Origin of the sequence: Sphingomonas flavida, assembly GCF_036663655.1 — a bacterium.
GTDB lineage: Bacteria > Pseudomonadota > Alphaproteobacteria > Sphingomonadales > Sphingomonadaceae > Sphingomonas.
In genome coordinates this window covers 116,356-140,646 of sequence record NZ_JAXOJH010000010.1, presented here as the reverse complement: position 1 = coordinate 140,646, position 24,291 = coordinate 116,356, and the positions used below count along the sequence as shown (strand labels likewise).

At 67.6% G+C, this 24,291-nt stretch carries 29 protein-coding genes; 9 read left to right on the top strand and 20 right to left on the bottom strand.

The annotated features are described in order from the left end of the window. Positions 1–244 precede the first annotated feature (244 nt). Both U1703_RS12810 and U1703_RS12805 read right to left on the bottom strand, forming a co-directional pair. The gene (locus U1703_RS12810) at positions 245–721 is read right to left on the bottom strand and encodes a GNAT family N-acetyltransferase (RefSeq protein WP_332785999.1); all 477 of its coding nucleotides are present in this window, start codon (positions 719–721) and stop codon (positions 245–247) included. After that, positions 718–1,611, bottom strand: a complete 894-nt coding sequence (locus U1703_RS12805; protein WP_332785998.1) for a DMT family transporter — start codon at positions 1,609–1,611, stop codon at positions 718–720. Before U1703_RS12805 ends, U1703_RS12810 begins: the two co-directional genes overlap by 4 nt. Before the next feature lie 414 nt (positions 1,612–2,025). On the opposite strand from U1703_RS12805, the gene U1703_RS12800 reads away from it, so the two are divergent. After that, positions 2,026–2,796: a transporter gene (locus U1703_RS12800; protein WP_332785997.1), complete on the top strand. Its 771-nt coding sequence runs from the start codon at positions 2,026–2,028 to the stop codon at positions 2,794–2,796. Here the strand turns inward: U1703_RS12800 and U1703_RS12795 are convergent, their stop codons facing one another. The 4 genes from U1703_RS12795 to ispG form a co-directional block, all read right to left on the bottom strand. Then, complete coding sequence (locus U1703_RS12795; RefSeq protein WP_332785996.1) at positions 2,797–3,102, bottom strand: hypothetical protein; 306 nt, start codon at positions 3,100–3,102, stop codon at positions 2,797–2,799. It lies immediately after the preceding gene. 4 nt (positions 3,103–3,106) lie between these two features. After that, a complete protein-coding gene (locus U1703_RS12790; protein WP_332785995.1) occupies positions 3,107–3,514 on the bottom strand; it encodes an NUDIX hydrolase in 408 nt (135 codons plus the stop codon). A gap of 42 nt (positions 3,515–3,556) precedes the next feature. Continuing rightward, the gene (locus U1703_RS12785; protein ID WP_332785994.1) at positions 3,557–3,802 is read right to left on the bottom strand and encodes a hypothetical protein; all 246 of its coding nucleotides are present in this window, start codon (positions 3,800–3,802) and stop codon (positions 3,557–3,559) included. A 67-nt stretch (positions 3,803–3,869) separates the two neighbouring features. Further along, positions 3,870–4,997 carry a flavodoxin-dependent (E)-4-hydroxy-3-methylbut-2-enyl-diphosphate synthase gene (ispG, locus tag U1703_RS12780; protein ID WP_320453646.1) on the bottom strand — a complete coding sequence of 376 codons (1,128 nt, stop codon included), beginning with the start codon at positions 4,995–4,997 and terminating at the stop codon, positions 3,870–3,872. Between the two features lie 88 nt (positions 4,998–5,085). On the opposite strand from ispG, the gene U1703_RS12775 reads away from it, so the two are divergent. From U1703_RS12775 to U1703_RS12765, 3 genes are all read left to right on the top strand, one after another. Continuing rightward, positions 5,086–6,228: an acyltransferase family protein gene (locus U1703_RS12775; protein WP_332785993.1), complete on the top strand. Its 1,143-nt coding sequence runs from the start codon at positions 5,086–5,088 to the stop codon at positions 6,226–6,228. 70 nt (positions 6,229–6,298) lie between these two features. Then, positions 6,299–7,225, top strand: a complete 927-nt coding sequence (locus U1703_RS12770) for an isoaspartyl peptidase/L-asparaginase family protein (RefSeq protein ID WP_332785992.1) — start codon at positions 6,299–6,301, stop codon at positions 7,223–7,225. A 10-nt stretch (positions 7,226–7,235) separates the two neighbouring features. After that, positions 7,236–8,108, top strand: a complete 873-nt coding sequence (locus U1703_RS12765) for a S1/P1 nuclease (protein WP_332785991.1) — start codon at positions 7,236–7,238, stop codon at positions 8,106–8,108. Between the two features lie 286 nt (positions 8,109–8,394). Here U1703_RS12765 and pal read toward each other — a convergent pair whose 3' ends face one another. From pal to U1703_RS12735, 6 genes are all read right to left on the bottom strand, one after another. Further along, the gene (pal, locus tag U1703_RS12760; protein ID WP_320453642.1) at positions 8,395–8,922 is read right to left on the bottom strand and encodes a peptidoglycan-associated lipoprotein Pal; all 528 of its coding nucleotides are present in this window, start codon (positions 8,920–8,922) and stop codon (positions 8,395–8,397) included. A 70-nt stretch (positions 8,923–8,992) separates the two neighbouring features. Beyond that, entirely contained in the window at positions 8,993–10,402 is a 1,410-nt protein-coding gene (gene tolB / locus U1703_RS12755) for a Tol-Pal system beta propeller repeat protein TolB (protein WP_332785990.1), read from the bottom strand. 11 nt (positions 10,403–10,413) lie between these two features. Then, the gene (gene tolA, locus U1703_RS12750) at positions 10,414–11,460 is read right to left on the bottom strand and encodes a cell envelope integrity protein TolA (protein WP_332785989.1); all 1,047 of its coding nucleotides are present in this window, start codon (positions 11,458–11,460) and stop codon (positions 10,414–10,416) included. Next, positions 11,460–11,930: a protein TolR gene (gene tolR / locus U1703_RS12745; protein WP_332785988.1), complete on the bottom strand. Its 471-nt coding sequence runs from the start codon at positions 11,928–11,930 to the stop codon at positions 11,460–11,462. The genes tolA and tolR overlap by 1 nt, the downstream gene beginning before the upstream one ends. A gap of 13 nt (positions 11,931–11,943) precedes the next feature. Beyond that, positions 11,944–12,636 carry a protein TolQ gene (gene tolQ / locus U1703_RS12740; protein ID WP_332785987.1) on the bottom strand — a complete coding sequence of 231 codons (693 nt, stop codon included), beginning with the start codon at positions 12,634–12,636 and terminating at the stop codon, positions 11,944–11,946. After that, the gene (locus U1703_RS12735) at positions 12,633–13,103 is read right to left on the bottom strand and encodes a YbgC/FadM family acyl-CoA thioesterase (RefSeq protein ID WP_332785986.1); all 471 of its coding nucleotides are present in this window, start codon (positions 13,101–13,103) and stop codon (positions 12,633–12,635) included. Before U1703_RS12735 ends, tolQ begins: the two co-directional genes overlap by 4 nt. A gap of 98 nt (positions 13,104–13,201) precedes the next feature. Between U1703_RS12735 and U1703_RS12730 the strand changes: the two genes are divergently transcribed. Both U1703_RS12730 and U1703_RS12725 read left to right on the top strand, forming a co-directional pair. Further along, a complete protein-coding gene (locus U1703_RS12730; RefSeq protein ID WP_332785985.1) occupies positions 13,202–13,624 on the top strand; it encodes a hypothetical protein in 423 nt (140 codons plus the stop codon). After that, on the top strand, positions 13,621–13,827 hold the full coding sequence (locus U1703_RS12725; protein ID WP_332785984.1) for a helix-turn-helix transcriptional regulator: 207 nt from the start codon (positions 13,621–13,623) through the stop codon (positions 13,825–13,827). Before U1703_RS12730 ends, U1703_RS12725 begins: the two co-directional genes overlap by 4 nt. 6 nt (positions 13,828–13,833) lie before the next feature. On the opposite strand, the gene U1703_RS12720 is transcribed toward U1703_RS12725, so the two are convergent. The 3 genes from U1703_RS12720 to U1703_RS12710 form a co-directional block, all read right to left on the bottom strand. Beyond that, positions 13,834–14,631 carry a hypothetical protein gene (locus tag U1703_RS12720; protein WP_320453634.1) on the bottom strand — a complete coding sequence of 266 codons (798 nt, stop codon included), beginning with the start codon at positions 14,629–14,631 and terminating at the stop codon, positions 13,834–13,836. A 267-nt stretch (positions 14,632–14,898) separates the two neighbouring features. Next, the gene (locus U1703_RS12715) at positions 14,899–15,885 is read right to left on the bottom strand and encodes an NAD(P)H-dependent flavin oxidoreductase (protein WP_503676840.1); all 987 of its coding nucleotides are present in this window, start codon (positions 15,883–15,885) and stop codon (positions 14,899–14,901) included. Between the two features lie 350 nt (positions 15,886–16,235). Beyond that, on the bottom strand, positions 16,236–17,486 hold the full coding sequence (locus U1703_RS12710) for an aspartate kinase (protein WP_332785982.1): 1,251 nt from the start codon (positions 17,484–17,486) through the stop codon (positions 16,236–16,238). 54 nt (positions 17,487–17,540) lie between these two features. Here U1703_RS12710 and ubiG point away from each other — a divergent pair, with 54 nt between their 5' ends. The 3 genes from ubiG (at position 17,541) to U1703_RS12695 (ending at position 20,618) form a co-directional block, all read left to right on the top strand. Then, a complete protein-coding gene (ubiG, locus tag U1703_RS12705; protein WP_332785981.1) occupies positions 17,541–18,278 on the top strand; it encodes a bifunctional 2-polyprenyl-6-hydroxyphenol methylase/3-demethylubiquinol 3-O-methyltransferase UbiG in 738 nt (245 codons plus the stop codon). Positions 18,279–18,441: 163 nt separating this feature from the next. Beyond that, complete coding sequence (locus tag U1703_RS12700) at positions 18,442–19,884, top strand: hypothetical protein (RefSeq protein ID WP_332785980.1); 1,443 nt, start codon at positions 18,442–18,444, stop codon at positions 19,882–19,884. Next, a complete protein-coding gene (locus tag U1703_RS12695) occupies positions 19,881–20,618 on the top strand; it encodes a DUF2334 domain-containing protein (RefSeq protein ID WP_332785979.1) in 738 nt (245 codons plus the stop codon). The genes U1703_RS12700 and U1703_RS12695 overlap by 4 nt, the downstream gene beginning before the upstream one ends. On the opposite strand, the gene U1703_RS12690 is transcribed toward U1703_RS12695, so the two are convergent. From U1703_RS12690 to U1703_RS12670, 5 genes are all read right to left on the bottom strand, one after another. Then, positions 20,619–21,074 carry a hypothetical protein gene (locus U1703_RS12690; RefSeq protein WP_332785978.1) on the bottom strand — a complete coding sequence of 152 codons (456 nt, stop codon included), beginning with the start codon at positions 21,072–21,074 and terminating at the stop codon, positions 20,619–20,621. Beyond that, positions 21,071–21,541: a hypothetical protein gene (locus tag U1703_RS12685; RefSeq protein WP_320453627.1), complete on the bottom strand. Its 471-nt coding sequence runs from the start codon at positions 21,539–21,541 to the stop codon at positions 21,071–21,073. Before U1703_RS12685 ends, U1703_RS12690 begins: the two co-directional genes overlap by 4 nt. 69 nt (positions 21,542–21,610) lie before the next feature. Further along, the gene (locus tag U1703_RS12680) at positions 21,611–22,795 is read right to left on the bottom strand and encodes a glycosyltransferase (RefSeq protein WP_332785977.1); all 1,185 of its coding nucleotides are present in this window, start codon (positions 22,793–22,795) and stop codon (positions 21,611–21,613) included. Between the two features lie 9 nt (positions 22,796–22,804). After that, positions 22,805–23,329 (bottom strand): DUF2141 domain-containing protein, encoded by a 525-nt coding sequence (locus tag U1703_RS12675; protein ID WP_443025811.1) that lies wholly within the window; start codon positions 23,327–23,329, stop codon positions 22,805–22,807. Next, positions 23,326–24,282, bottom strand: a complete 957-nt coding sequence (locus U1703_RS12670; RefSeq protein ID WP_320453625.1) for a hypothetical protein — start codon at positions 24,280–24,282, stop codon at positions 23,326–23,328. Before U1703_RS12670 ends, U1703_RS12675 begins: the two co-directional genes overlap by 4 nt. Between the last annotated feature and the right edge of the window lie 9 nt (positions 24,283–24,291).

The following is a 24,291-nucleotide window of genomic DNA, read 5'->3' as shown; positions in this document are numbered from 1 at the left end:
CGGGGCATCGTTTACCTGAAACTGGGCTGGGGGAGGGCTATCCCGGAGCCTGAGGAGAAGTCACCCCTTGGCCTTCGACTACGCTCAGGCTGAACGCGGGGTGGGGAAATGTGCGCAAGAAAGAAGGTTGGTTCGCGCGGAGGCGCGGAGAACGCGGAGGTGTCTCGCTTGTAACTAACGCCATCCCGCAAAACCGAATTGGTAAGAGAGACAGTACCTTCCGCGCCTCCGCGCGAACCATCCCCTACCGCCCCGCCAACCGCGCCAAAGCCTCTCCCGACACCCGCTGCACGGTCCATTCCTTCATCGGCTGCGCCCCCATCGCGCGATAGAATTCCACCGCGGGCATGTTCCAGTCGAGTACCGACCATTCGAACCGCGCCCAGCCCCGGTCGCGTGCGATACCCGCCAAATGGATCAGCAACGCCTTGCCCACCCCGCCGCCGCGTGCGGACGGCGTGACGTAGAGATCCTCCAGATACAGCCCCTGCCGCCCGGTCCAGGTCGAGAAATTGGCGAAGAACAGCGCAAAGCCGATCGGTACACCGTCGCGCTCGGCGATCACCGCTTCCGCCGCCGGGCGCGGGCCGAACAGCGCCTCGGCCAGCATCGGCTCGGTGGCGACGACCGCATCGGGTTCGCGCTCGAACGCGGCGAGTTCGCGGACGAAACCCAGGATGATGGCGGTGTCGGCGGGCATGGCCGCGCGGATGATGGTCATAGTCCTGCCTCGCTCTGCGGCCCCGGTCCCGGCTGGCGCACCGCCACCACGCACCCGCCGATGATCAGTGCCGCCCCGACCAGCGTGAACGGCGACACATGCTCGCCGAACACCGCATAGCCCAGGCACGCCGCCCAGACGAAAGCGGTATATTCGACCGGCGCGAGGATCTGCGCTTCGGCCCGCGCATAGGCCCAGGCCAGCAGCAGCGCCGACAGGCTGCCCAGCAGCGCGGCGACCACGATGCTGGGCCATTGGTGCGACGCGGGCCAGCCGGCGGCAAAGGGCGCGGCCGGGGTCATCAGCACCGCGATCACCAGCATGGTGAACAGCGCCACCTCAGCCGGTCCCGCGACCTGCGCCTGCCGCCGGAGCAGCACCAGGCTGACCGCATAGAGGATCGAGGCGACCAGTATCGCGATCGAGCCCAGCACCACCTGTGTCGAGGCCTGCGCCTGCACCTCGCCGCCCGCGATCACCAGCACGCCAAGCCCCGCGATCAACGAGCCCAGGATCGCGGCGCGCCGGATCGTCTCGCCCAGTGCGAAGGCGGCCAGAAACAACGCGATCAGCGGCGCAAGAAAGGTCAGCGCGATGCTCTGCGCCATCGGCACCCGCGCCAGCCCCCAGAAGAACAACAGCACCGACGCTCCCCCGGTCGCCCCGCGCGCGACATGCAGGGTCAGCGCCTCGCGCCCCGGCCAGCGCCCACGCTTGGCCAGGAACAGTGCCCCCGTGATCGCGACACCGACCCAGGACCGCCACAGGACCGCACTATAGGCGCCGCTGTCGATCGACAGCCGCTTCATCAGCGTATCCATCACCGAATAGATCGCGATGCCCAGCGCAGCCGCGCCAAAGGCGATGACGGGGGACGTGCGCGCGCTCATGCCATGGCGATACCGGGGGTGGGAGGGAAAGGCGAGAACTCCATTCCTCCCCTGCAAGGGGAGGTGGCAGACCGAAGGCCTGACGGCGGGGTGTCCCGGCCTGATAGGTGGTCAAACGTCACGACCGATGACACCCCTTCACCAGCCTCGCTGCCCCCTCCCGTTCGAAAACGTCCTCTATGAAATTCATTCCTTCCCACCCCGGCGAAGGCCGGGGTCCAGTTGCTGGACGAGGGTGAGTAACGCGCATCGCTTCCCAGCTGGACCCCGGCCTTCGCCGGGGTGGTCGCTGGTTTTGGGGGAGCCTGCCCCTTTCGCCAGAAGGTCCGCGAAGGGCAGGAATATTTCGCCGGGATTAAACCCCGCCCCGCATCCGTTGCCCTGTCGAAACGGACATCAAAGGGACAAAAGGGTATGAAGACGCTGATCGTTGCCGCCGGTCTGGCCATGTTGGCCGCTACCCCCGCTGGCGCGCAGGTGACCGCTTCGGTCGGTGGGGACTATGCTTCGGGCACCTACGGCACCGGGCAGCAGGTGCGCAGCGCCAGCTCGACCGCGACGTTGCGCGCCAAGCGCAAGCGGGTGACGGTCTTTGCCGCCCTTCCCTATTTGCAGGTCGATGCACCGGGCAATGTCGTGGCGCCGGGCGGACCGCTGGGCCTGCCGATCCTAGTCGATCCCACCAGGCCCGCCACCCGCGTCCGGCGCAGCGGGCTGGGCGATGCGGTGGTCGGCGCCTCCGTCCAGTTGATCCCGCCGCGCCGCCATCACCTGGCGCTGGCACTGACCGGCAGTGCCAAGCTGCCCACCGCCTCGGCCGCGCGCGGGCTGGGCACGGGCAAGGCGGACTATTCGATCTTCGCCGAAGCTGCGGTGCCGGGCAAGGTCACCCCCTTCGCGGCGGTCGGCCACAGCTTTGTCGGACAGCCCGACGGCTATGCCTTGCGCGACGTTACCAGCGCGCGCGGCGGTCTGGCGCTCGGCATCGGCAAGGCCAGCGAGGTCAGCGTCTCGTACAGCTACGCCTCACGAGCCAGCGATCAGGTCGCCGATCGGCAGGATATCGGCGCGGGGCTCGACACCGCGCTGTCGCAGCGCCTGTCGCTGGGTGTGCAGGGCAGTGCCGGGGTCAGCAAGGGCGCGCCGGATGTGGGCGCGGGGGTGCGGCTGGGGCTGCGGCTGTAATCAGGCGTCGGGGCGCGGCGGATCGGCGTCCGGGCCGTAATACTGGTAGCGATACGCGTTCAGCGCCGCGCCTACGCACTCCACGCTGGGCGCCGCCCGGACATCGCTTTGCTGGGCCGCATCCCGGTACAGGAACCGGACATAGGGCAGGCCGCTGCGTGACATGGCGAACATGGTCGGCGTGACCCCGCAGGTCCTGGCGATCCGGTGAAACGCACGCTTGGTCAGCAACGGCTTGCCCGTCCCGGTCGTCGCACAGCCGGTCAAGGCCAGCGCGCTCGCCATGATCACCGCAATCCACCGCATGTCATCACCCCCTGCCCGCTCCGCCCCGCCACCATGGCAGAATATGATCGCGAAGCAATGGCGCGATCGGCATCGCGTCGACCGAACCGGCATCGACCCAGATGGCCTCCGCGATCTCGGCCGCGGCGACCGGCGAGTGGTCGACGCGCAAGCGAAAGACCGTGGCGTCGACGCTGTGCCCTGGCTCATTGGCCGCCGCCGCCGAGAAGCGGCCGATCGGGTGCAGGTCACCCTCCGCGACGGTCAGGCCGATTTCCTCCTCCAATTCGCGGAGCAGCGCGGCGGCGGGGGTTTCGCCCGGCTCGATCTTGCCGCCCGCCTGCATGAAGAACGCCGTTCCCGCCTTGCGGACCAGCAGGATGCGGCCCGCGCCGTCTTCGATCAGGGCGGCGGCGATACGGATGACGGTCATGCCCGTCTGGTAATGTACCACCGCGCGGCCGTGCAAGCGGCCCTATCGACAGGGACCGTCGCACATACCGGTGCCGCGACGGCGCAGCGTATCGAGCGCATTGTCCTGGTTGACCTTGTCGAGCTGCTTCCACTCCTCCGCCGAGTGGCAGATGCGGGTGGGCAGGATCGAGCCCGTTTCCGGCGCACGGCGACAGATCTTCTTGTCCGCCACCGGCCTGGGCGGCGCGGCGGCGACCGCCGCCCCTGGGCCCTGCATCAGCAGCAGCGCCATCGTCAACATTATCATCTTTATCCTCCCCGATCAGGATGTTAGCGCGATGCTAAACCCCGATCGGGGGCGGGACAAGACCGGTTTACTCCGCCGCGATCGCCGCCTTGGCGACGTCGGCGGCATCCAGTTCGGCGGCCTTGGCCTCGACCAGCTTGACGATATGTTCGACCATGTCGGCATCCTCGACCGTGTGATCGGTCAGGCCCGACAGATAGACCATGTGCTTGCCGTTGCCGCCGCCGGTCACGCCGATATCGGTCTCGCGTGCTTCGCCGGGGCCGTTCACGACGCAGCCCAGCACCGACAGCGACATGGGCGTGCGGATATGCTGGAGCCGTTCCTCCAGCACCTGCACGGTGCGGATCACGTCGAAGCCCTGGCGGGCGCAGGACGGGCAGGACACGACGCGCACGCCGCGATTGCGGATGCCCAGCGCCTTAAGGATCTCGAAGCCGACGCGCACCTCTTCCTCGGGCTCGGCCGAGAGCGAGACGCGGATCGTGTCGCCGATCCCGAACCATAGGAGCGAACCGATGCCGATCGAGGACTTGACCGTCCCGCCGATCAGGCCGCCCGCCTCGGTAATGCCTAGGTGCAGCGGGCAGTCGGTCGCCTCGGCCAGCCCCTGATAGGCCGCGACCGCCAGGAAGACGTCGGACGCCTTCACCGCGACCTTATATTCGTGGAAGTCGTGGTCCTGGAGCAGCTTGATATGGTCGAGCGCCGATTCGACCAGCGCCTCGGGACAGGGCTCGCCATATTTTTCGAGCAGGTCCTTTTCCAACGACCCGGCATTCACGCCGATGCGGATGGCGCAACCATTGGCCTTGGCCGCGCGCACGACCTCGGCGACGCGCGCAGACGATCCGATATTGCCGGGATTGATGCGTAGGCACGCGGCGCCCGCATCGGCGGCTTCCAGCGCGCGCTTATAGTGAAAATGGATGTCCGCGACGATCGGCACCCGCGCCGCCTTGGTGATCTTGGCCAGCGCGGCGGTCGAATCGGTGTCGGGGCACGACACGCGGATGATGTCCGCCCCCGCCTCTTCGCAACGCCGGATCTGGTTCAGCGTGGCGACCGGATCGCTGGTCGGCGTGTTGGTCATGGTCTGCACGGTGACGGGGGCGTCGCCGCCCACGGGCACGTTGCCCACCATGATCTGACGGCTTTGGCGGCGGGCGATATCACGCCAGGGACGAATGGACATGGGCCCTTATATACGCGCACGGCGTTGCGGTTCAAAGTCAGTGCTGTACCTGTCGCCCCGGAATACCAGATTACCCCATGATGCCCGTATGACCGCCGCCACCGCCATCCCCCGCCATTACGGCCTCGACTGGTTGCGGGTCGGGGCGTTCGCCATCCTGATCCTGTACCATATCGGCATGGTCTTCGTGCCATGGGGCTTCCACGTCCAGCTGGCCAGCCTGCCCTGGGTCGCGATCCCGATGCTGGCGAGCAATCCTTGGCGATTGATGCTTCTGTTCGTCGTGTCGGGCTATGCCACCCGCGCGCTGGCGGTGCGGCACCCGACGATCGTCAGCTTCGCGCGCGGGCGCAGCATCCGCCTGCTGGTGCCGCTGCTGTTCGGCATCGGCGTGCTGGTGCCGCCGCAGATCTGGGCCGAGCTGGCGAGCAAATATGGCTATGGCGGCTCCTACCTGTCGTTCTGGCTGCATGACTGGCTGGGCTTTCGCGCGATCGGCGGGGTGGTGCCGACGCCCGCCTGGAATCACCTTTGGTTCGTCGGTTACCTCTGGGTCTATACCATGGCGATCGCGGCGATGCTGGCGCTGGGCCAGCGCTGGGCCAGCGCCGCGCAAAGGGCTTTCGACCGGGTGCTGGGCGGGTGGGGCGGCGCGGTGCTGCCGGTCGTCTGGCTGCTGCTGGTCGATATCCGACTGTTTCCCGGCCAGTCGGAGACGCACGGCCTGCTCGACGACTGGCTGGCCCATGCCATTTATCTGCCTGCGCTGCTGTTCGGCTTCGGCATGGCCGGGTCGGAGCGGGTGCTGGACAGTTTCCGCCGGGGATGGCCGGTCGCCGCCGCCATCGCGGTGGCCAGCTACGGGGTCGCGGCCGGGTTGGAGTGGCGCTGGCCCGGCATGGCGGGCGCGCCGCCGGGGCTGGGCATCGTCTTTGCCGGGGCACGCGCGGTGCAGGGCTGGATGGCGGTCGTCGCGCTGATCGGGGTGGCGGAGCGGTTCTGGAATCACGACCACCCATGGCGACCGACCCTGACCGAGGCGGTCTTTCCCTTCTACCTGATCCACCAGACGATCATCATCTTGGTCGCCTTCGCGCTGCATGGCCTGTCACTGCCGCTATGGCTAGACGCGGTCATCTTGATCGCGGCGACGGTGGCGGGGTGCTGGACCTTCTACCTCGTGGGGCGGCAGGTGCGCTGGCTGCGCCCGCTGATCGGCCTGCGACCGTGAGGGATGGCAGGCAGGCCGCGATCTGATAGGGGCGCGGGGCTATTTCCCTGTCCCTGCTGGAGTTTCGCCCATGTCCCCATCCTGGTCGCTGGTCATCCATGGCGGCGCGGGCCGGATCACCCGCGAGGTGCTGAGCCCCGAACAGGATGCGGGCGCGCGGGCCGCGCTCGACGCCGCGCTGGCTGCCGGGTCGGCCGTACTGGCCGACGGCGGCACCGCGCTGGACGCGGTCGAGGCCGCGGTGCGCGTGCTGGAGGACGATCCGCACTTCAACGCGGGGCGCGGCGCGTGCTTCACGCGGGACGGCACCAACGAGCTCGACGCCGCGATCATGGACGGGCGCGAGCGGCGGGCGGGATCGGTCGCGGGGGCCACGCGCACCCGCAATCCGGTGTCGCTGGCCCGCGCCGTCATGGAGGCGAGCCCCCACGTCCTGCTGGCCGGGGCGGGCGCGGACCGATTCGCGGTCGAACAGGGGCTGGAGCAGGTCGATCCCGCCTGGTTCCACACCGACGAACGACGCCGCCAGCTCGACGAGCTGCTGTCGCAGGGCGCCGATGCCTTCGACAGTGACATGAAATACGGCACGGTCGGCGCGGTCGCCTGTGACGCGCAGGGCCATGTCGCCGCCGCGACATCGACCGGGGGCGTGACCGGCAAGCGCTGGGGCCGGATCGGCGACTCGCCGCTGATCGGGGCGGGGACCTTTGCCGACGACCGCGCCTGTGCGGTGTCGTGCACGGGCTCTGGCGAGGTCTTCATCCGCGTCGGCGTCGGGCATGAGATCGCGGCCCGCCGCCGCTTCACCGGCGCGGAGCTCCAGGCCGCCGCTGACACCGTGCTCGCCGAGGTAAGGGATTTGGGCGGCACCGGCGGCACCATCGTCGCCGGACCCGACGGCACCATCGCCTGGAGCATGACGACGGCGGGCATGTATCGCGGCCGCGCCACGTCGGGCGGCGAACACCGGGTGGCGATCTACGCCGACGAAGGATAAAAGGCGGCCCATGAAGCACTTGCGTATCCTCACCGGGATGCTGGCGGGCCTGTTCGCCAGCTTGGCCATCGCCTCCCCCGCCGCCGCCTATTGGGAATATGGCCACGAGACCGTCGCGGCCATCGCCTGGGCCAACATCACGCCGCAGGCGCGGAGCCAGATTCGCCAGATCCTGAAGGCGCAAGCCACGCTGGACACCCCGACCTGCCCGGTGCGCACCATCGAGGAAGCCAGCGTCTGGCCCGATTGCGTGAAGCCGCTGAAGGACGAAAACGGCAAGTCGCGCTTCGGCTATGCCTATAGCTGGCACTATCAGAATATCGACATCTGTCAGCCCTTCCGCCTGCCCCCGGCCTGCGACACCGGCGACTGCGTCTCGGCGCAGATTCCTCGCCAGCTCGCCATCCTGAAGGACAGGCGCGCGGGCGCGAAGGAGCGGGTGATGGCGCTGGCCTTCCTCGTCCATTTCGTCGGCGACCTGCACCAGCCGCTGCATGCGGGGGACAAGAGCGACAAGGGCGGCAACGACACCCATGTCGATTACGGCGTGTACGCGACGCCGCGCCTGAACCTGCATTCGATCTGGGACGGCCTGCTGGCCGAGCGGGCGATCTCCGCCCCGCCCAAGCTCGTCCGCGCCTACCCGGCCGCCGAACAGCGGCGCGAGGCGGCGGGCGACGTGACGGATTGGAGCCGCGAGAACTGGGCCATCGCCAAGCGCGCCTATGCCGCCGCCATGGGGGGCGACCCGTGCCGGCCGACGCCCGCGCATATGAAGATGGATGAAGCCGCGATTCGCGAAATGGCCCCGGTCGAGCGCGAACAGGTGAAGCGCGGCGGCCTGCGGCTGGCGAAACTGCTGAACAGCGCCTTCCGGGGGTAATCGTTCGTACCAAGAAGGCAACGTAAACGCCCGGCGCTTTACGGCGAAGGCCTGTCCCGTGGCCTTCGACTTCGCTCAGGCTGAACGGGGGTCCAGGATTCGGTTCCGGGACAACCCCATTCCTCCCCAAGCTCTGCTTGGGGAGGGGGACCGCCGCAAAGCGGTGGTGGAGGGGCAAGGACGCAACAGCGTGCCCACACCGATCGCCCTGACGGACGACGCCGCTCACACCCATACCGTGAACGCCGTCCCCCCTCCCCATCCGAAATGGGGAGGATAAACCCGGTCAGCTCAGGACGACGGTCACCGCACGGCGGTTCTGCGCATAGCTGGCCTCGTCCGAACCCAGCGCGATCGGGCGTTCCTTGCCATAGCTGATGACGTTCATGCGGTCCGCCGACACGCCGCGCGCGGCCAGATAGTTCTTGGCCGCATTCGCCCGGCGATCGCCCAGCGCGAGGTTGTATTCGCGAGTGCCGCGCTCGTCGCAATGCCCCTCGATGGTGATGCGGACATTGGGATAGCGCGCCAGCCACTGCGCCTGGTTGTCCAGGATCGCGCGCGCCTCGGGGTCGATGTCATACTGATCGAGCCCGAAATGGACGGTGTTCGACGTGACCGAACGGCGGAAATCGGCGTCCGAGCCGGGGACGATCGCGCCGTCCGGATTGCCGGTATTGGCCCCTGCATTGGGATCGACACCGGCATTCTGGTCGACCGGCGCGGGCGGCAGCACGGCGGGCCGCTTCTTGGCGCAGCCGGCGATCGCAAGCGCCATGGTGGCGACTACGAGCGTGGTCTTGATCTTGTTCATCGGACTCTCAACTCCCTCTAGGTTTGTTTCGCCCCCGAAACTTGCGCAGTTGTTCGTTATGGACGCGGGCTCATGGGCGCAGCGGCCCCCAGGCCGGGTCCGATCCGTCGAGCGGGGTCGGAATGCGACGCTCGTTGACGCCGGTCAGGTCGACCATCCACACATCCGCCTTGCCCGACGCCCCTTGCGTCGAACGCTGGAAGGTGATGACGCGGCCATTGGGGGACCAGCTCGGCCCCTCGTCCTGCCAGCTGTTGGTCAACAGCTTTTCGCCGCCGCCCGAGGGGTTCATGATGCCGATGCGGAACGCCCCGCCCAGCTTGGTGAAGGCGATCAGGTCGCCGCGCGGGCTCCAGACCGGGGTCGCATAGCGACCGCCGCCAAAGCTGATCCTCTGCTGGTTCGACCCGTCCGCATTCATGACATAGATTTGCTGCCCGCCCGAGCGGTCGCTCTCGAACACGATCTTCGATCCATCGGGCGAATAGCTGCCGCCGGTATCGATGCCGGGCGCGTTGGTCAGCCGCTGTGGCGTGCCCCCTTGCGCCGACACGCGATAGATATCGGTATTGCCGCCTTGCGCCATCGAGAACAGGATCCAGCGGCCATCGGGCGAGAAGCGCGGCGCGAAGGTCGTCGCGGCATTCTGCACCACCAGCCGCTGGCGTCCCGATCCGATGTCATAGACATAGATGGCGGGCCGCTTGTCGACATAGGACATATAGACGATCGACTGCTGGTTCGGCGCGAAACGCGGGGTCAGCACGATCGACTGGCCGTTGGTCAGGAAGCGGTGGTTCGCCCCGTCCTGGTCCATGATCGCCAGCCGCTTGATGCGCCGCCCCTTCGGCCCCGTCTCCGAAACATAGGTCACGCGGCTGTCGAAATAGGGGCCTTCGCCGGTCAGCTTGGTATAAATGGTGTCGGCGCATTTGTGCGCCGCACGCCGCCAGTCGCCGGGCGAGACGACGAAGCCCTGCCGCGCCAGTTCGCTCTTGGCCAGCACATCGTACAGATAGCAGCCGACGGTCAGCGTGCCGTCGCCATTGGCGCGGACATAGCCCTGGACGAGCGCCTGCGCGCCGGTGCCGTTCCAATAGTCGAAGGCGGGCGCGGTCACTTCCGGAAAGGACACGGTGCGCAGCTGCGCCGGGGGGATCGGCGTGAACAGGCCCGAATTGCGCAGGTCGTTGGCGATGATCTGCGACAGCTGCTGCCCGACGACGTCTGTCGTGCCCGCCGGGGTCTGCACCACCGCGCTGGTCGGCATCGCGGGGATTGCGATCGGCATCGGCGCGGAAATGCCGCCCTCGACATCGACGACCAGCCCTTCCTGGCCCGCCGCCGCCGGGGCGGCAGGCTGCTGCGCGGCGGGGGGGGCGGCCTGATCCTGCGGGGCGGGCGCGGGTACGTCCTGCGCGCCGACGGCGCTGGCGGCCAAGGCCAGGGTGAGCGGAAGAGTCAGCAGGGAACGGGGCATAAGCATCATCCTCAACCCGGAAGTTTGTAGCGCAGCGTGAAATTGCTCCAGCCGCCCGGTACGTCGTAAAGGTCGCTGGGCAGCCCGCGCAGCGGCGAGCAGCCCTTGAAGGTGGCGATCGCCAGCGCGTCGACGCGGTCAACATAACGATCATTCTCGCCGTCGACGCCGCTATGCCCCATCACGCGCGGCTCGGCGGCCAGGCTGCCGTCGCGGTTCAGCCGCAGGTTCATCGTCACCCGAATCCGCTCCGCCCCCGGGCCAGGCGTGACCTGGCGATTGGCGCAGGGCTGCACCTGACGCAAAATGGCCGAGGCGATGTTGGCCAGTTGCTGCGCGCCGATCCTGGCGGCGGGCGCGGCCTCGGACCTGGACGGCGACGGATCAGCGGACAGGCCCTTCAGGAAATTGTCGCCCAGATGCGATCCGCGCGGCTTGGCCGTGGTCGCGTGTGCGCTGTTGCCGCTGCCGCGCGCGGGCGTGGCAGGCTTGGTCGCCGAGGGCCTGGCCGCCTGGCTGGCCTTGGCGGGAGCGGCGGGTGCGGGCTTGGCCGGTGCGGGTTTCGCAGGCGCAGGCTTGGCGGGTGCCGGTTTGGCGGGGGCCGGCTTGGCAGGCCGGGGCTTGGGCGGCTGCGGCCGGGGTTGCGGCTTTTCCGCCGGTTTGGGCTGCGGGCGCGGCTGGGGCTTGGGTTGCGGCTTGGGTTCCGGGCGCGGCTCGGGCTTGGCCGGTTCGGGCTTCGGCTGGGGCCTGGGCTGCGGTTTCGGCTGCGGTGCCGGGGGCGGCGGTGCGGGTTGGAGCTCGGGTTCGGCCTCCACCGGCTCGGGCGGCGCGGCGTCTTCGGGCGTGCCTTCTTCGGGGGCGATCGACTGGGCGGCCTGCTGGTTGGGTGTCGGCGACGCCGCCTCCAGCGCGACGTCCTTGACCAGCGAGATGTCGATCGGCGTGACCTTCAGCTTCTCCGGGTTCGGCGTCGCCAGAAAGCCGACCGACAACAGGCCGAACAGGACCAGATGCCCCGCGACCGCGATCGCCAGTCCTGTCCGCTCGCCACGCTCCATCAGCGGGTGCCCGCTCCCTGACCCGCGCCCTGGGCTGGCCCGCCCTCGACGGTGACCAGCGACACGCGGTTCAGGCCCGCGCGGTTCAGCTCGCCCATCACCCGCATCACCCGGCCATAGTCGAGCGCCCGGTCGGCACGCAGATAGACCTGCGGCACCTGTCCGTCGGGACCTTTACGCGCCGCGATGGCGTCCAGCTTGGCGGGCAGGTCGCCTTCGGTGATCTCGTCATCGTTCAGGAACATACGGCCCTGTTCGTCGATCGCGATCTGTTCGGGCTTCTGCTCCTGGTCCAGCGCCTTGGCGCGGCTGTCGGGCAGGTTCACCGGCACGCCCGTGGTCAGCAGCGGCGCGGTCACCATGAAGATGATCAGCAGCACCAGCATCACGTCGACCAGCGGCGTGACGTTGATGTCCGCCATCGGTGCGCGGCGACCCCGGCCGGATCGGGAGGGAAGGTTCATGGCCATCGCCGTTACCCCTTCAACGCGCCTGGTCGAGCTGGCGGCTGAGCGTCGTGTGGAAGCCGTCGGCGAAGCGGTTCAGCGACGCCTCGACCCGGTTCACGCCGTGGCTGAAGCGGTTATACGCGATCACCGCCGGGATGGCGGCGAACAGGCCGATCGCGGTGGCGAACAATGCCTCCGAGATGCCCGGCGCGACGACCGCCAGCGAGGTGTTCTGCGCCTGCGCGATGCCGGTGAAGCTGCGCATGATGCCCCAGACGGTGCCGAACAGCCCGACGAACGGCGCGACCGAGCCGACCGTCGCCAGCACGTTCAGCCGGTCCGACAGCTTGTCGATCTCGCCCGCCACGGCCGATCCCATCGCGGTGGCCAGGCGCTCGCGGGTGCCGTCGCGGTCGATATGCCCGCCCGCGGTCGAACGCCGCCATTCCTGCACGCCCGCCGAAAAGACGCGCGCGGAGGGAAGCTCGTTATCCTGCTCCATCCGGTGAAAGGCGTCGATATCCTCGGCCTTCCAGAAATCACGTTCGAACCGGACCATGCCCTTCTTCGTGCGCGCCAGCTTGCGCGAAAAGGCGACGATGATCGTCCAGGTCCAGACGCTGGCAAGCAGCAGGCCGATCATCACGAACTTCACCACCCAGTCGGCGTGGATAAACAGCGCGACGGGCGACAAGGAAGCGGCATCCATGTTGAAGACGGGATTCATGGGTGTTGGGTGTCCCCCTGCCAGACAAGGCGTTGGTAGATGGCGATCCAGTCGGCGGGCTGCCGACGCGGGCGACCGTCCGGGCCGACCCACGCGACGGTCACGCGCGCATCGGTCAGCTTGAGCGCGCCGCACCTGACTGTCTGATGAATGACGACGCGCACCGCACTGACCTCGATCAGTCTGGACGTGACGACCAGGTCGTCGTCCAGCCGGGCAGAGGCGGCATAGCGGATGGCGATGTCGGTGACGGCATAGGCGCCCTGCCCCGCTTCATGCGCGGCGCGCTGGTCGATCCCGGCTGTCCGCAGCATGTCGGAGCGCGCGCGCTCCATGTAGCGCAGATAGTTGGCGTGATAGACCACACCCGACAGGTCGGTATCCTCGAAATAGACACGCACCGCAAAGCGATGCTCATGGCCCTCGAAGCGGCCGCCCTTCGGCTGGTCTTCTCCTGTCACCGTCATGGTGACCGCCCGTTAACCCATCCGTCCGGGGGAAGGAAGGCACTTGCGACGGTGTTACCTATGGGTTACATGATACCTATGGGCTACAGGAGGTCGTGATGAATCTTGTGGAAAAGGCGGAAAAACGCAGTCAAGTGCGAGCGGTGCTATTCTACGCGCTGGCGACGATATTGCTGCTGATGACGATCCTGGCCCTGGCGACACCCGGCGAATCCATGACCCGGCTTCTGCCCTGGCTGCTCGTAATCGGGCTGGCCGCCTTGAACCTCAGCAGCCTCCCGTTCCGCTGGAGCCGGTGTGGACCGGTATCCCGTCTCATGAATGACGAGACGACCAAGGATCACCGGCGATCAAGTTTTGCCGCCGGCTTTTGGGCAATGATCCTGTCGGCGGCGGCGACCATGGTGGTGGCGACCTTCCAACCATTGGGTGCAGCGGCCATGGGCCGAATCACGATCACCGCCGGGCTTGCCGCTGCGCTCATCGCCTTCGCCACGCTGGAGCTGCGTGCCAACCGATGAACGAGACGCTCGCCAACGATCTGAAGGCTGCGCGCGAGGCCGCCGGGTTGACCCAGGGCGGCCTCGCGGAGGCGATCGGAGTCAGCCGCAAGACGATCAACACGGTGGAGAACGGCGTCTTCCAGCCCTCCACCCTGCTCGCGCTCAAGCTGGCGCGCGCGCTGGACCGCTCGGTCGAATCGCTGTTCTGGATCGCCGAGTGACCGCGCTTATCGCAGCGCGGTCGGATCGACGCTCAGCGACGGCGGGTTGATGACTGGCGGCGCATAGGGCTTGGCGGCGGGCACCGGCTGGCTGGACAGCACCGGCGAGTTCGGGCTCCGCGGTGCGACCGCCGGATTGGCCTGGGCCGCGATGGTCAACGGCGCGGCGGTCCGCTCGACCGGCACCATCGTGCCATTGCGCCACGCGTCATAGGCGCGGAAGAAGGCGATGAAGGGCGCGTTCAGCCGATCCAGATGGGTCGCCGCGGCGACCTCGAACCCCTCGGCGGGGGCGGTGCTGATGTCGGCGAGCACCTGTTCGGCCGCGACGCAGAACGTCTTGCGCACCGGGGTGACCGAGAAGAAATTGTACAGCCGCGTCATCGCGTCGTCATAGCGGTCGCGCCAGTCGCCGCCCTTTGACTGATATTCCGCCGAATAGCGCTTTTCCGCCGCCGCCAGCGTGATCCGCTGCACGGTCAGCATGGTGTTGTAGCGCGTGACGATCTGCCCCTCGTCCGCCCCGCGACAGGCCAGCGCGGCGACGTTCAGCGCCGACCGCAGGTGCCAGATGGTCGCGGCACTGGTCAGCGAGCGGTTGGGCGTGTCGTAATTGCCGTCGGACAGCAGGATGGGGATCCGCATTCCCGGCGTGGCGCCCGGCGGCAGCGGCGCCTTGGCATATTGCGGCTGCGGCGCGGGGATCATCACCGGCGGCGGCGCGACCTTGGCCGTTTCCCGCGCGGCGCAACCCGCCAGCGACAGACCGATCGCGACACCCGATACAACACGCAAACTCGCCATGACCCTGATCCTTGGAAAACCCCGCCCCGGCTCCTGACGCACCTCATGCCGAATCAAGGTTAACACGTCGTAAGCCGTGCGACGAAACGAGACGTACGTAAGAGGGTTCGACCACGCTCTGGCTTTTCCTCCCCTGCAAGGGGAGGTGGCAGGCCGAAGGCCTGACGGAGGGGTGCCCCGCTTTGCAAGAGTACCCACTCTCACCACCGGCGACACCCCTCCACCAGCTTCGCGGGTACCCCTCCCCTTCCAGGGGAGGAATGAAGTTTAGGCCGCGCGCGCGACCAGCGCGGCGGCGGCCTCGGTCATCAGTTGCGCCAGGATATCGGCGATCGGCTCTTCCTTCGTGACCATACCGACCGACTGGCCCGCCATGACCGAGCCATGCTCGACATCGCCGTCGATCACCGCACGGCGCAGCGCCCCGGCCCAGTAATGTTCGATCTGAAGCTGTGCCTCCATCATCGCGACCTTGCCCTCGTCCAGCGACTGGGCGACTTCGCGCTGCTTGGCGGTGAACAGCTCGCCGCCCGCATTCTTGAGCGCACGGACCGGGATGACCGGCAGGCGCGGATCGATCTGCACGCTCGCTACCGCATCACGGGCCGAGGCGCGGATGAACGCCTTCTTGAAATTGGCGTGCGCGATCGATTCGGTCGCGCAGACGAAGCGCGTGCCGAGCTGCACACCCGCCGCACCCATGTCGAGATAGGCGGCGATCGCCTCGCCCCGGCCGATGCCGCCCGCGACGAAGACGGGAAGCTGAGCGGCGATCTCGGGCAGCATCTCCTGCGCCAGCACGCTGGTCGACACCGGGCCGATATGACCGCCCGCCTCCATCCCCTCGATCACGAGCGCATCGACGCCCGAGCGGATGAGCTTCTTGGCGAGGCTGAGCGCGGGGGCGAAGCAGATGACCTTGGCCCCCGTCTCCTTGATCGCCTCCAGCGCGCCCTTGGGAGGCAGGCCACCGGCCAGCACGACATGGCCGACCTGGTGACGGCCGCACACCGCGATCAGGTCGAACAGCTGCGGATGCATGGTGATCAGGTTCACGCCGAACGGGCGGCTGGTCATCGCCTTGGTCGCGGCGATCTCGGCGTCGAGCAGTTCGGGCGTCATCGCGCCGCACGCGATCACGCCGAAGCCGCCCGCATTCGACATGGCGGAGACGAGGTTGCGCTCCGACACCCAGGACATGGCGCCCGCCATGATCGCCATCTCGGCGCCCAGGAATTCGGCCCCGCGCGCCATGCGGGTGGCCAGGCGCTGTTCGCCGGTGGTGGTGATATGGGTGTCGGTCATCGCCGCTCCATGCCTTGGGCCGGGGCGGACGGCAAGATTTGGTTCACGCGAAGCCGTGATGACGCGAAGAAGAATGGGTTCGCGCAGAGGCGCGGAGGGCGCAGAGAGGTTTCCTGCGCGGCAGCACAATCCTCTCTCTAACGATCAGTGATCAAGAAGGGGAAGTGCAGCTGGATACGCCACCTCTGCGCCCTCCGCGCCTCTGCGCGAACCAACTTCCTTAAAACGCTTCGCGTCTTCGCGTCTTCGCACGAACGAAAAGCTCCTCCCCAGACCCGTCCCAGGGAGGAACCGAAAAATTACGCCGCGTCGGCGTCCAGGCCATAGGCGGTGTGCAGCACACGCACCGCCAGTTCGGTATAGTCCTCTTCGATCAGCACGCTGACCTTGATCTCCGAGGTGGTGATCGCAAGGATGTTGATGCCGCGCGCGCCCAGCGTCTGGAACATGGTCGACGCCACGCCCGCATGGCTGCGCATGCCGACGCCGACGACCGAGATCTTGGCGACGCGGGTGTCGTGGACGAGATTGCCGTAACCGATCTCGCCGCTCGCCTTTTCCAGCACGTCCAGGCTGCGCGCCAGATCGGCCGATGGCACGGTGAAGGTCACGTCCGTCGAGCCGGTCGAATGCGCGATGTTCTGGACGATCATGTCCACATTGATCCCCGCATCGGCCAGCGGCGCGAAGATCGCACCGACCGCGCCGGGGCGGTCCGGCACGGCGGTCAGGGTGATCTTGGCTTCGTTCTTGTCATGCGCGATGCCGGTGATGAGCTGGCGTTCCATATCGTCGATTTCCTCTTCGCCCACGATCAACGTGCCGCGATGTCCGTCTTCGTCCCGTGCCTCGTCGAACGAGCTGAGCACGCGAACCCGCACCTGTTCCTTCATCGCCAGACCCACCGATCGGGTCTGGAGCACCTTGGCGCCGACGCTGGCGAGTTCCAGCATCTCCTCATAGGTGACCTTCGACAGCTTGCGCGCGCGCGGCACGATGCGCGGGTCGGTCGTATAGACGCCGTCGACATCGGTATAGATGTCGCACCGCTCCGCCTTCATCGCCGCCGCGACCGCGACCGCGCTGGTGTCCGATCCGCCGCGACCCAGCGTCGTGACCCGGTTGCCCTCGGCCACGCCCTGGAAGCCGGGGATCACCGCGACCACGCCGCTGGCAAGGCTCTGGTCGAGCGCGGTCGTGTCGATCTCGCCGATCCGCGCCTTTGCGAACGCGGTGTCGGTGTGGATCGGCAACTGCCAGCCCAGCCACGAACGGGCGAGGACGCCCATCGCCTGGAGCGTGATCGCCAGCAGGCCGCTGGTGATCTGTTCGCCCGCCGAGACGACGACGTCATATTCCTGGGGATCGTAAAGCGACGAGGCCTCGCGGCAGAAACCGACCAGCCGGTCGGTCTCGCCCGCCATCGCGGAGACGACGACCGCGACCTCATGGCCCGCCTCCACCTCGCGTTTGACCCGCGCCGCCACGTTGCGGATGCGCTCGATTCCGGCCATCGAGGTGCCGCCGAACTTCATCACGATACGGGCCATGCGGTTTTTGCCAATCTCCTTGGGGTAAAACGGCGGTCCTGATAGGTAGCCCCCATGACGAACGCAAGCCATTTGAACGATTCTACCATTATTGGGGCCGAAGCCGCACATTTCGGAAAGATGGCCGCCGAATGGTGGGACCCCAAGGGATCGAGCGCGATGCTGCACCGGCTGAACCCGCCCCGGCTGCGCTATATTCGCGAGCAGATCGACCTGCACTGGGATGCGGACGGCCAGGGATTCACCCCGCTGAAGGGCAAGCGCGCGCTGGATGTCGGGTGCGGCGCGGGGTTGCTCTGCGAACCGCTGGCCCGGCTGGGGGCGGAGGTGACGGGGCTCGACGCCGCGCCGGAGAATGTCGCGGTCGCCGCCGCCCATGCCGCCCAGTCGGGGCTGGAGATCCATTACCGCGCGGGCAGCGTCGAGGGACTGGCGGGCGAGACGTTCGACCTCGTCACCTCGCTGGAGGTGATCGAGCATGTCGCCGATCCGGCGCGATTCGTGCGCGGGCTGGCGGATGCGCTGGCGCCGGGCGGGCTGATGATCCTGTCGACGCCCAACCGCACCCCGCTGTCCAAGCTGGCGCTGATCACGCTGGCCGAGGGGATGGGCAAGATTCCCAAGGGCACGCATGACTGGTCGAAGTTCCTGACGCCCGAAGAACTGTCGGCGCTGCTGACCGAGGCCGGGCTGACCGTGCGCGACGTGCGGGGCCTGAGCTTCTCGGCCACCAAGGGGTTCATGGTCAGCGACTCGACCGCGCTCGATTATTTCGTCACCGCGACTCGGTAGGCCTGACGGAGGGGTGTCACCCCTCTCGATAGCGGGACACCCCTCCGCCAGCTTCGTGTTCGAGCGAGATTGTGCCCCCGGCACAATCTTCGTCTGCCGGGGGCAGACAAAAGCTCGAACACCCCCTCCCCTTGCAGGGGAGGAATGATTCGGACCTTTTCGAATGTCGAGACTTCTTACCAATCGCCCCGCCACCTCGGGCCATCACCGCCTCCTGATCCTGCTCGCCGTCGCGGTCCTCGCCCGCGTGGCAACCTTCGGCAATCCGGTGGTCCATGTGGACGAGGAGTTCTATTTCTTCACCGGCCATTCGATGTGGCAGGGTGCATGGCCCTTCGTCGATGTGTGGGACCGCAAGCCGATCGGGCTGTTCCTGCTCTATGCCGTGCCTGCCGCGTTCGGTTTTCCGGCGGGCATCTGGGCCTATCAGGCGATGGCGCTGGCCAGCGTGGTGGCGACCGGACGGCTGATCGCGCGAATGGCGCAACGGCTGGACTGGGGCGCGGGCGCGACGGCGGCGGGGATCGCATACATCCTGTGGCTGAACCTGCTCGGCGGACAGGGCGGGCAGGCGCCGGTCTTCTACAATCTGCTGATGATGGGTGCCGCCTGGGCGATCCTCGAATCGGATCGGCTACGACGGCGCAGCATGGGGCTGGTCGCGATGGCGCTGGTCGGCATCGTCCTCCAGATCAAATATTCTGCGGTGTTCGAGGGGGTGGTGTTCGGCCTCTGGCTGCTCGCTTCCGAATGGCGGCGGAGTCGTTCGCCGGTCGCCCTTATCCTGTACGGCGCGGCGCTGGTCGCGGTGTCGCTGCTCCCCACCCTGTTGGCGGCGGGAGTCTATGCGGCGATCGGACAGTGGGACGCCTTTCTCTACGCCAATTTCCTCTCGATCTTCCACCGCAACCCCGATCCGCTGGCCGAGCTGGCGGGCAATCTGGGGCAGATGGTCCTGATCCTCTCGCCGATCGTCACGCTGGCGGTGCTGGGATTGAAGCGGACATGGCGGGCGGATGCTGAAAAGACCTTCCTTGCCATCTGGCTGGGCGCGGGCGTGGTTGGCGTGTTGCTGTTCCGGCCGTGGTTCGACCATTATGGCCTGCCGATCCTGCTCCCCGCCTGCACCGCCGCCGCCGCGATATTGGGGAGTCGGGACTGGCGGCGGCGCTATACCCCGGCGCTGCTGATCACCGTCGCGCTGGCGGGGCAGATCGTGCTGCTGAGCCTGCGCCATGAGCGCGGCGACGCGACCGAGTTCGCCGCCCTGTCCCAGGCGGTCGGCACGGGGCCGGGCTGTCTCTACGTCTATTCGGGCAGCACCATGCTCTATGTCGCGACCCGGCGCTGCGCCCTGTCGCGCTATATCGTCCCCGCGCATCTCAGCCGCGCCCGCGAAGCCGGCGCGACCGGCGTCGACCAGGATAGCGAGATCGCCCGCATCCTGTCGCAACACCCGGCCGTGGTGGTGATGCGCCCGCCCTATAATGGCGAGCGTCCCGCCGCCCATGCCCGCGTGCTGGCGGCGATGGCCGATGGCTATCGGCTGACCGCGAAACTGCCGATGGGCAATGAGACGATCAGCGTCTATAAATCCACGCGATGAAACGCCTTCTCGCCTCGATCCATGACGTATCCCCCCGGTTCGAGGGGGCGGTCGATGCGCTGTTCGACCGGCTGTCGGGCCATCTCGGCGGCCCTCGCCTGGCCATGCTGGTCATCCCCGACCATTGGAACAGCGCACCGATCGCGCCGGGCACGCCCTTTGCCACCCGGCTGCGCGACTGGGCGGACATGGGGATCGAGATGTTCGTCCATGGCTGGTCGCACAAGGACGACATGGTCCACACCGACCAGAAGACCGCGTTGAAGGCCCGGCACATGACCGCGGGCGAAGGCGAATTCGTCGGCCTGGACCGCGCCGAAGCCTTACGCCGGATGCGCCGGGGCACCGCGCTGATCGAGGACATTATCGGCCGCCGGGCGACGGGCTTCATCGCGCCCGCCTGGCTGTATTCGGACGAAGCGCGGCTGGCCTTGGGCGATGCGGGGTTCGGGCTGGCGGAGGATCATTTCCGCGTCTGGACCCCGACCGACGGCAGGATCATCGCGCGCGGCCCCGTCGTCACCTGGGCCAGCCGCTCGCGTGGGCGCCAGTTGAGTTCGCTCGCCGCCGCCGCCGTGCTGCGTCACGGCCTGCGTCCGACCCCGGTCGCGCGGGTTGCGGTGCATCCCGGCGACAATGGCGTGCCCGCGCTGCTCGACAGCATCGACAAGACCTATTCGCGGCTGGCGAAGACCCATATCCCGTCGCGCTACGCGGACCTGCTCGCCGCCTGATCAGCGCGCGCCCAGCGTGTGGAGGTAGCGATGCCGTGCCTCCGATCCGCGCGGATACCGGGCGAGCTGCTCGATCTCATCTCGGGTGAGCGCAAACTTGCGATAGCCTTTGCGACCCAGGCATTGTTCGACATCCGCGACCTGAATCCCGTGAAGCAGTCTCTTCTGTCGATCGGGCTTCACCCGCTGCACCGAATCGATCCATGCACCAATGTCGGGCGCACCCGGCATGTTCAGGCCATTATCGGCCGTCTCGAACCCCCTGATGAACCGCTTGGCCGGTTCGTCCTGCGACACGTCCCGAAAATAGCCCTGCTTCGCACACGCGATCGAGTCGGCACGATACTGGTCGAAACCGACGCCGGGCTTGCCCCAGCTTTCGACAGCTCCGCGTGGTGCGGCCGGGGCCGGGGCGGCGGCCCCCAGTAAAAGCAGGGCCAGTCCGACCCGCGTCATGATGCGACCACCGAACGGGCGGCCAGTTGGTGGAGATACCGGTGCCGCGCCTCGGATCCACCCGGATAACGCTTCAGCATTTTGACCTCGGCGGCCGACAGGCGGAAGCGGCTATAGCCCCTGGCCGTCAAGCATTGTTCGACATCACCGACCTGGATCGCATGCAGGAGCCGCTTCTGCCGATCGGGCTGGGTCCGCAATATCGCATCGATCCAGCTTCCAGCGGTCCCACCGCCATTCAGCGCGTTATCGGCAGCCCCAAAACCGGCGATGAAACGCTTGGCGGGTTCGTCCTGCGATACGTCACGGAAATACCCGCTCCTGGCGCATTCCACCGAGTCGGCGCGATACTGGTCGAAACTGACGCCGGGCTTGCCCCAGCTTTCGATCGGAGGACGGTCGGCGGCGCGGGCCGTGCCCGATGCCGCCAGAATGATGCCGATCACGACCGCCACGCCACGACTCATCGACCGTCTCCCATGACATTTTTGTCATGATGACAGACTCTCGAGTGTCGGCAAAGGTCCGCTTCGGCTTTACGCCGCGTCGCGCTGGCGTTCGCCCTCGTTCAGCAGCGTTTGGTAGCGCGCGATCAGGGCCTCGGCATGGTCGCGATCGCTGAACACCTTGCCCGCCGCGACCCGCGCGGCATGGCGCAGGACACGCTGGTCGCGCGACAGCAACCGCTCGATCGCCTGGGCACAGGCCGCACCGTCGCGGGCGCGGAAGGTCTCGGCGAACAGCGGATGGGCGACCTCGGCACACCCGCCATAATCGGGCACGACCAGCGGCAGGCCCGAGGCCAAAGCCTCCGAGGCGACTAGCCCGAACGTCTCGGTTTCGCACCCGTGCACCAGCGCGTCGCAGCTTGCCATGATCCGGGCCAGGCGCGGCCGGTCATAGACCGGGCGGAACAGGCGGATATGCGGGCTGCCCGCGATCCGCTTCTCCAGCGTCCGGCTGGCAACGCCGCCGCCGATCAGGACCAGGCCGACCGGCCGGGTCGAGGCCACGCGCTCGACCGCGTCGATGACCATCGGCCAGCGCTTTTCGGGGTGATGCCGCCCCAGGCCCAGCAGCAGATGCGCGTCCTCGGGCAGCGCGCACTGCGCCAGCAATGCCGCCCGCAGCCGGTCGTCGCGGTGGTCGGGCGAGAAGAAGTGCCGCTCGATGCCCAGCGGAATGCCCTCGTCCACCCGCACGCCGCGCTTGCCCAGGCGCTTGACCAGCGCCGGGCCGTTGGACAGCACCAGGTCGTAATGGTCGAGGAAGCGGTTCATGTAGCGGCTGTACCAGCTGAACCAGTCCTCCACCCGCTCCTGCGCGACCAGCCCGTCGAGCCAGCGGACCGGATAGGTGCCGACATTGTCGTTGTGCATGAAGAAGACCTTCTTCGCACGCCCCTGCCAACTGGCGACGAACCAGGCGGGCTTGGCGGGCGAGGACACTTCGACGATGTCGGGATCCAGCTCGTCGAGCAGGCGACAGACGGGCGCGCCGTCCCAGAACATGCCGTAATTGGTGTCCAGGATCAGGCGCGGCGCCTTGATATAGATGATCTTGCCGCCGCCGGGGCGCTCCTCGACCACGTCCTCGGTGCCGGGGGCGAGCACGATCAGCTCATGGCCCATCTCCGCCAGGATCGACATCTTGCGGTCGATATAGGTTCGCACGCCCCCGCCGGTGGGGGAGTAGAACTCGTTGACGTCGACGATGCGCATCGCCTGTCCTTACTCTACCGGGCCGAAACCGCCCAGCCCCCGCAGATACTGGGCCCGGATCGTCGTCGTCGCCACGCCATTGGGCACGTCGATCAGCGCGGAGGCGAGCGGCGGCTTGCGACGGCCCAGCTTGGTGTTGGCCGGAAAGCCCGCGCCATCGCTCCAGAAGTTGAACTTGTTCTTGCCGTCGCGGTCATGGGTGAAGAGCAGCGCATAGCGGCCGGGGTGCGGCACGCGGATGCACATCTCGACCCGACCGCCGCCCGCCGGGGTCGGCATCTGGACGCGGCGGAACGTCTTGCCCGCACGGACCAGCACGCCGTCGTCCTGGAGGAAATCCTCGTCATTGGCCGGATAGAGTTCCAGCTTCAGATTGCCCTTGCGATCCTTCAGCCCCTCGATCCGGGCCAGGATGGCGGGACCGCCGCCGGTGCAGGCCGCCGCATCGCTGCCCAATATCTGTGCGCCCGCCGCCTGGGGAATCGCCGCCAGTGCCGCCGCCGCTACCGTCACCATCTTCATCACGCGAATCATGCGCGTACCTTCCGAACCAGGGCCGCGAGACCGAATCCGGCGATCAACACGACATGCACCAACAGGGTCAGTGCCGCGGTGAACGCGATCAGCTCGCTCAGTTCCTGATCCTGCCCGATCAACAGGATCGCGAAATTGGCGAAAAGAAGGTCCTTGTTGGGCACCAGCGGCAGGCGCGAGACCAGCAGCCGCGCCGCCGACAGGAACAGCCACATGCCCAGCGACACGCTCGGCATCCCGTAATGCCACGCCAGCGCCACCAGCAGCGAGTTGGCGATCAGGCGGATGCAGTGGACCATGAAGACCCACCAGAGCGTCTTGCGGTCGAGCGAGAAGACCCGCCGCGAGAAGATGATGAAGGGCAGCGAGGTCGCCATGACGATCGCGATCGATCCCCAGACCAGCCGCAACTGTTCGGGCGTCAGCAGCTCGCGCCCGACCGGCAGAGCCAGGCCGATCATCAGCAGGGTGATCGCATTGCCCGCGATCGCCGAGAGAATGCCGACGTCCTTGACCGCGCCGAAGGGCGCCGCGACCATCTTCGCATGGGCGCGCGCCCAGGCGTAGAAATAGGCCTCGCCCGAATAGCTGAACGCCACTTCGTTGGCGATCCGCTTGCGGATCAGCGCGGCCATGCCGCTGATCGGGATGCCCCACAACCGCCGGAAGATGATGTAGTCGCCGATCGGCAACGCCATGTAGAGCCCGACAAAGACGATATAGAATAGCGGGTTGCCGGGCACCGAATGGCTCAGCCCGACCAGTCCGCGGCCGAGCAGCTCATGCCCCAGCCCCACGATCATGGCGAGCGTCAGCGCGCCGCCGATGATGGCGGGCAGGCGGTTCTTGACCGTCTTCAACGGCTCCAGCGCAGCCATGTCGCGCGCCACCGGGCCACTCTCACCGCCCGCTCCGGGAGCCAGGCCGCCAGGCAATGCCTGTTGCGGGGTCATGGGATCATC